Origin of the sequence: Psychroserpens sp. (assembly GCF_045105015.1) — a bacterium.
Lineage (GTDB): Bacteria > Bacteroidota > Bacteroidia > Flavobacteriales > Flavobacteriaceae > Psychroserpens.
Map to the genome: position 1 here is coordinate 24,898 of NZ_JBGCCX010000133.1, position 6,790 is coordinate 31,687.

The following is a 6,790-nucleotide window of genomic DNA, read 5'->3' on the forward strand; positions in this document are numbered from 1 at the left end:
CATAAATTATGAAAAAGATACTTCTCCCAACCGATTTTTCAAACAATTCTTGGAATGCTATTGTTTATGCTCTTCAACTTTATAAAGATGAAAAATGCAATTTTATTTTATTACACACTTACACGCCTACCTATTATCAACTTGAATATATGGAGACAAGTTCTAGGGCATTTCAGGTTGGAGAAGCTATAAAAGAAACTTCAAGAAAAGAGTTAGATGATCTTTTAAAAAAGATCAATGAAAATTTTGAAAATCCTAAGCACACATTTAAAAAAATATCATCATTCAATACGTTAACAGCAGAAATTAATACACTTTATGAAAGAGGTGTAATGGACTTAATTATTATGGGAACCAAAGGTGCTTCTGGGCTTAAAGGCATTTTATTTGGATCTAATACTATTCATATTTTAAATAGTGTGAAATGTCCAGTAATTGCAGTTCCTAGTAACTTTGAATATGAATCACCTAAAGAGATTTTATTCCCTTCTGATTATGAAGTAGAATTTAAAGATAGTCAATTACAACCTTTACTTGATCTTGCCAAAGCTCATCATTCAAGGCTGAATATTTTACATGTTTCACACGAAATTCATCTTTCTGAAAATCAAATCAAAAACCGAAACATACTAGACTTGTATTTTGAGCCAATAGCACCTTTATTTCACAATATTAAAAATGAAAATGTAGCTGAAGCAATTGTTGATTTTCAATTAAAGACAACATTTAATTTATTAGTAATGATTAATAATAAACATTCCTTTTTTGAAAATTTATTCTTCAAATCAAAGGTGAATCAGATTGGGTTTCATTTAAACACACCATTTCTAGTCATACCTTCTAAAAAATAAATAGGTCTGATTTATAACATTGGAGAGCATATTTTTAAATAGTATTTTTTTAATCTACTTCAAACACACATAATCATGAGAACACACATTTTACTACCAACAGATTTTTCAGATAACGCATGGAGTGCAGCAGTATATGCATTAAAACTTTATGCTGAAAAAGAATGTACATTTCACTTCATTCACTCTACCAAGATGAAAGTATCTTCAATGTCAAATTTTTCAAATCGACTCTTGAAAGTAATGTCTGAAAATGCACTAAAAGAACTTGAAGAATTAAAAGATATGGCAGAAAACTCTAGTGCCAATGCCAATCACGACTTCAATAGTATTTTAAGCAGCAGTGATTTAGAATTTGCTATAGAGTCTGCAATAAGAAAATACAAAGCAAACCTTGTAGTCATGGGAACAAAAGGAGCTACCAAAGCAAAGGAAATTTTCTTTGGCAGTAATACTGTTCATGTTATAAAAAAAATCAAGGATTGTCCCTTATTAATTGTACCTGACGAATTTGATTTTACTAAACCAAAAGATATTGCGTTTCCAACCGACTTCAACAGGTTTTTTGGTGAAGAATTAGTACCACTAAAACATTTAGCTGAATTACATAACTCTAAAATAAGAATCGTACATATCAATGAAGAAGAAAATCTAACCGAAATACAAAATTATAATCTTGCAATGCTGAAAGCCAATCTTGAAGACCATCCACATAGTTTCCATTGGATGCCAGAATATGAAAAAAAGTCAATAGAAATCAATGATTTCATTATAGAACTTAATATAAACATTCTAGCTATGATAAATTACGAAAGAAGTTTTATTGAGAGTATTTTAAATGAACCTGTCATAAAAAAAATTGGCTTCCATCCCAACGTACCTTTTTTGGTTATTCCATGTTCAAACTGATGAATATCATTTCAAAATAAGTGTTTACATATTACATTTAACATGTTAGTTATCTAAAAGCTGTTGGAATCGCTCTAGGTTTTGGCAGCTTTTTAAATTCACAGGAAATGGCAACTAAAATCATAGATATTACAAAATCATCAGGAGAAAAAGTAAAATTCTCTCTTAACAAATTGCGCAAATCTTTACAACAAACTGGTGCAGACAAACAAAGTGTAGATCAAATACTAGATAAGGTTAGAGACGAATTATATCAAGGCATTTCTACCAAAGAAATATACAATAGAGCATTTGCATTGTTAAAAAAGAAAAAAAGCTACTATGCATCGAAATACAAACTTAAAAAAGCAATCTATGAACTAGGACCGACAGGATTTCCTTTTGAGCGTTTTGTGGGCGAAATTTTAAAGTACTCAGGTTATAAAGTAGAAGTTGGTAAAATACTGCAAGGACAATGTGTAACTCATGAGGTTGATGTTATTGCTCATAAAAATAATGAAACTACAATCGCTGAATGTAAATTTCATAGTGATCAAGGCCTAAAATGCAATGTAAAGGTTCCTCTTTATATTTATTCACGCTATCGAGATATTCAAACACACTGGAACAATAATCCAAAAAATGGCACACAACTAACCAAAGGTTGGGTGATCACGAATACGAGGTTCACAGAAGACGCTTTACAATATGGTAATTGCTGTGGCTTAGAATTAATGAGTTGGAATTATCCAAAAAACAATGGTCTAAAGGATAGAATTGACCGTTTAGGTTTATATCCAATAACTGTTTCAACTTTACTAACAAATCGTGAAAAACAATTTTTAATAAGTAGAGATATTGTTTTGTGTCGAAACGTATTGAAGAACACATTTTTCCTAGACCATTTGGGTATTTCAGAGGTTAGGAAAGAAAAAATACTTGATGAAATATCACAATTATGCAATACTAAAACACACTGACATGGAAACGTTTGTGAAAATTAATTTTTTAGGTGCTTCTGGAGTTGTTACTGGTTCTAAATTCCTTATCGAAACTTCAGAGAAAAATATTCTTATCGATTGCGGAATGTTTCAAGGGTTAAAGGAATTGAGAGAATTAAACTGGATTGATCTCCCTATTGATGTTAAGGCCATTGATGTCGTTTTATTAACTCATGGCCACTTAGATCATACAGGATATTTACCTAGACTCTTCAAACAAGGTTTTAGAGGACAAATAATTGGTACTGCTCCTACTCTAGCGATTGCTGAAATCATCTTAAAGGATAGTGCTAAAATACACGAGGAAGAAGCAGAAAAAGCTAATAAAGAAAAGTACACAAAGCATAATCCCGCACTACCTTTTTATACTATAAAAGAAGCCGAAGCAACAATTTCACTATTTCAGGCTAAAATTGAAGATAAATGGATTCATTTATCTGAGCACATCTTATATCGTTTTCAATATAATGGACATATTATAGGAGCAACATTTATCGAACTAGATATTAACGGAAAACGATTCGTGTTTTCAGGAGACATTGGCAGAAAAAATGATTACTTATTGAAGGATCCTAAAACACCTGAATGGGCTGACTTCTTATTTATAGAAAGTACATATGGTAACAAACTACACCCAATAGACGATGTTGAAGAAATCTTAACATCAATGGTCAACGAAACCATACACAACAAAGGAAATCTAATTATACCAAGCTTTGCAGTTGAAAGACTACAAACCTTGATTTATATACTTTGGCAGTTATACAAACAGCGAAAAATTCCAAACATCCCAATTTTTATTGATAGTCCTATGGGAAATAATGTTTTAGATGTTTTTAAACGTTTTCCTAAATGGCATAAACTATCACCTGAAGAGTATCAGGCCATGTGCAATCATGTTAATATTGTACAATCTTACAGAGAAACATGGGAAACCATAGATGACAAACGATCAAAAATTGTAATTGCTGGCAGTGGCATGGTAACTGGCGGACGTGTCCTCACCTACTTAAAACAGCTTATTGATGAGCCTTCTACCACAGTTCTTTTAGTTGGTTATCAAGCTGAAGGCACTCGTGGAAGACAATTACTTGAAGGTGCTCACGAAATACGCTTCTTTGGGAAATATTATCCTGTAAAAGCAACTATTAAAAGCATAGAAAGCTTATCTGCACATGCCGATCAAGGCGATTTAATTCATTGGATAAGTGGCATAAAAAATGTACCAGAGTGTGTATACTTAATTCATGGCGAACCTTCGGCTTTAGACGCCTTTAGAGTTAAAATTGAAAACACATTTGGTTGGCATATTAAGATCCCTAAATTAACCAATGTTGATAAAGTGATGGTTTAAATCAAATAAAACATCTATCAAACTGACCAAAATCATTTCATAAAACACAATACATCAATACATTAGTGATATAAAATAAAGTTTAATTCTAAAAACTACAATTATGTCAAATATCAAATTCAACAAAAGAAATAGAATATTCCCAACTTGGAATAATGAAAGCTTAAAATCATTTTTAAACAACGAAGACTTCTTTAATACCGATTTTTTTGAAGAAGATAGCTTAATGCCAGCTATGAATGTAAAAGAGCATAATACAGACTTTGAAGTAGAATTTGCTGCACCTGGATTTTCAAAAAAAGATTTCGAAGTCACAATTGACAATAACATTCTTAATGTTTGCGGTAAAAAACAACATGAAAAGGAAGAACAAAAAGATGATTACACTCGTAAAGAGTTTAGTTATAATTCATTTAAACGATCTTTAAGATTACCAAATTCTATCAATACAGATCAAGACGTTAAAGCAACGTATGAGAATGGAATCTTAAAATTAAACCTACTGAAAAACGAGGAGGATAATTCAGCTCCAAAAAAAGTAATTGAAGTTAAGTAGGACTTATTAAACAGAAGGTAGTTTGAGGGACTGCCTTCTGTTTCTTTAAACTAAAAAACATGAAAATGATTACAGATAATATTCGATATATAGAATGGCAAAGTGCTGATGAAATCCATAAAACTTCAAAGGAATGGTTATCAGAATTGCTATTTATAAAAGATGAGCATTTATTCTTTCTTGATCTTATTAAAATGTTTACAATACAATTAATCGAGCCTGATAAATTTTCTTCAAATAGAGAACTCATTAAAGTCATAACTAATTCTCAAAAACAGACGCTACTACTTATAGAGGCTATTAAAATACATGAAAATGATCTAAAGATTTTAGTAGATGATGTAGATCAAATTTCAGAAGAGAAAGCATATGTAAAAGAACATATGGGTTTGATGGCTGAAATAAATGATTATTTAACTGACTATAAAGAACTAAAGACTCATTTTTTTAACATTATAAAATCAATAAAAAAAAGTCAAAAAAGAATTATTGATAAACCCTAAATTTAAAATCATGAAATATTTTTTAATACTATCAATAGCTATATTCTTTTTCAGTTGTTCATCTGCGACTCTTGTCGATTCTTGGAAAAACCCTGAAATAGAGTCTTATGAGCCAGTAAAAATTCTAGTTGTTGGACTAACTCCTAACAAGAATGTAAGACATCAATTTGAAACCCAACTTCAAGAAGAATTTGAATTAAGAGGATTTGAAGCTACAAGGAGTGTATACTATTTTGAAAACACTTTAACCTCTGAAGAGCAATTAAAAGCATTAGAATATCAGTTATTGAGTGAAGGTTTTGACACAATTTTATTCACTAAAACAATTGGCATTGAAAATAAAATCCTTTACAAGAAAAATTTTGATTCTTATAATGAGACTATTACTAGATTTAAAGAAGATTATTTAAAATATCAAGACATATACTTTAACCCAGAATACTACAATGAATATAAGGTTTATCACGCAGAAACAGCCATGTATTGTATTTGCCCAACTAAAGAAAGAGAACTTATTTGGAAAAGTTATATCGATATAACAGATCCACAAGATGTTGACGTAACTGTGAGTGATTACGTTAAATTAGTAATTGCAGCTTTAGATGCTGAACAACTTATTAATCCTATAGCTAAAGATAAAAAAACGAGCACTAATTAGTTAGTTATTATACCTTCAAGAATATCACCTACAAAATACGATACTGTAGCTGCTAATGCACCAAGTATAAGTGTTTCTAATATACCTTTAAGTTTACTAGTTTCTGTAACGTATGTTTTTAAAAATCCAATAAACACAAATGCGATTGAAGTAAATATACTTGTCCAAAGAAATAAGTTTCCAGGAAATTCACTTAAAAAATCCCAAAGGTAAACTAGAAGTGGTATGAGTCCTATGGTAACAAATGAAATATAGGTTACTAATCCAATCTTAAATGGAGATTTTGTTTCTTCAGACATCATTAATTCATCTTTCATCATAACATCTACCCAACGATCTTTATCAGCTGTTATAGTGTTAACCACTTGTTTCAATAAATCACCTTCAAATCCTTTTTTTCTATAAATCAACTCAACTTCTTCCCGTTCTTGTTCAGGTAAATTATTTACTTCCCAATACTCAGCTGCTTTATGTTTGTTATAATTATCTTTTACCGATTTCGATGATAAATAAGCACCAATAGACATCGCAAATCCATCGGCAAGTAAATTAGCAAATCCTAAAATAATGATAATGGTATTATCTAAACCAGCACCAACAGAGCCAGCGACTACCGCAAAAGTCGTTACAGCACCATCAATACCTCCATACACAAATTCACCTAAATACTCTTGATGTTTTTTGAATAAGGACTGTGTTTGACAACTAATTCTAGGATCTTGATTACTTATCAGATTACTCATTATCTACTAATTAAAGGAAAATATACAAGACTTTCACAAAACACAGCCTCTATTCTAAGGCATGCTTTGCGACTAAGTCAACAAAATCTAAAGAACTAATCATTCCCTTAATCTCGCCTTCATCCATGACAACTAAATGATGTACACTGTATCTTAACATCATTTTGGCTGCTGCTTTAGCGCTAGAATCTACATGAACAACTCGAACATTTGATGATGTCATCACATCATCAATA

General features: G+C 30.8%; 9 protein-coding genes. 7 read left to right on the forward strand and 2 right to left on the reverse strand.

Going from position 1 to position 6,790, the window contains the following annotated elements:
- The first annotated feature begins 8 nt into the window (after positions 1-8).
- The 7 genes from AB8B90_RS10060 to AB8B90_RS10090 all read left to right on the forward strand — a co-directional run bounded on the left by AB8B90_RS10060 (position 9) and on the right by AB8B90_RS10090 (position 5,811).
- Complete coding sequence (locus tag AB8B90_RS10060; RefSeq protein WP_405336451.1) at positions 9-851, forward strand: universal stress protein; 843 nt, start codon at positions 9-11, stop codon at positions 849-851.
- Positions 852-926: 75 nt separating this feature from the next.
- Positions 927-1,760 carry a universal stress protein gene (locus tag AB8B90_RS10065; protein WP_405336453.1) on the forward strand — a complete coding sequence of 278 codons (834 nt, stop codon included), beginning with the start codon at positions 927-929 and terminating at the stop codon, positions 1,758-1,760.
- 107 nt (positions 1,761-1,867) lie between these two features.
- Complete coding sequence (locus AB8B90_RS10070; RefSeq protein ID WP_405336455.1) at positions 1,868-2,719, forward strand: ATP cone domain-containing protein; 852 nt, start codon at positions 1,868-1,870, stop codon at positions 2,717-2,719.
- 1 nt (position 2,720) lies between these two features.
- Positions 2,721-4,094: an MBL fold metallo-hydrolase RNA specificity domain-containing protein gene (locus AB8B90_RS10075; RefSeq protein WP_405336467.1), complete on the forward strand. Its 1,374-nt coding sequence runs from the start codon at positions 2,721-2,723 to the stop codon at positions 4,092-4,094.
- A 103-nt stretch (positions 4,095-4,197) separates the two neighbouring features.
- On the forward strand, positions 4,198-4,650 hold the full coding sequence (locus AB8B90_RS10080; protein WP_405336457.1) for an Hsp20/alpha crystallin family protein: 453 nt from the start codon (positions 4,198-4,200) through the stop codon (positions 4,648-4,650).
- Between the two features lie 65 nt (positions 4,651-4,715).
- A complete protein-coding gene (locus AB8B90_RS10085) occupies positions 4,716-5,153 on the forward strand; it encodes a hypothetical protein (protein ID WP_405336459.1) in 438 nt (145 codons plus the stop codon).
- 10 nt (positions 5,154-5,163) lie between these two features.
- The gene (locus tag AB8B90_RS10090) at positions 5,164-5,811 is read left to right on the forward strand and encodes a hypothetical protein (protein WP_405336461.1); all 648 of its coding nucleotides are present in this window, start codon (positions 5,164-5,166) and stop codon (positions 5,809-5,811) included.
- On the opposite strand, the gene AB8B90_RS10095 is transcribed toward AB8B90_RS10090, so the two are convergent.
- The gene (locus AB8B90_RS10095; protein WP_405336463.1) at positions 5,808-6,554 is read right to left on the reverse strand and encodes a VIT1/CCC1 transporter family protein; all 747 of its coding nucleotides are present in this window, start codon (positions 6,552-6,554) and stop codon (positions 5,808-5,810) included. The two genes, AB8B90_RS10090 and AB8B90_RS10095, sit on opposite strands and share 4 nt — an antisense overlap.
- A gap of 49 nt (positions 6,555-6,603) precedes the next feature.
- Positions 6,604-6,790 (reverse strand): CBS domain-containing protein (locus tag AB8B90_RS10100; RefSeq protein ID WP_405336465.1); only part of this gene is annotated, 187 nt, incomplete at its 5' end.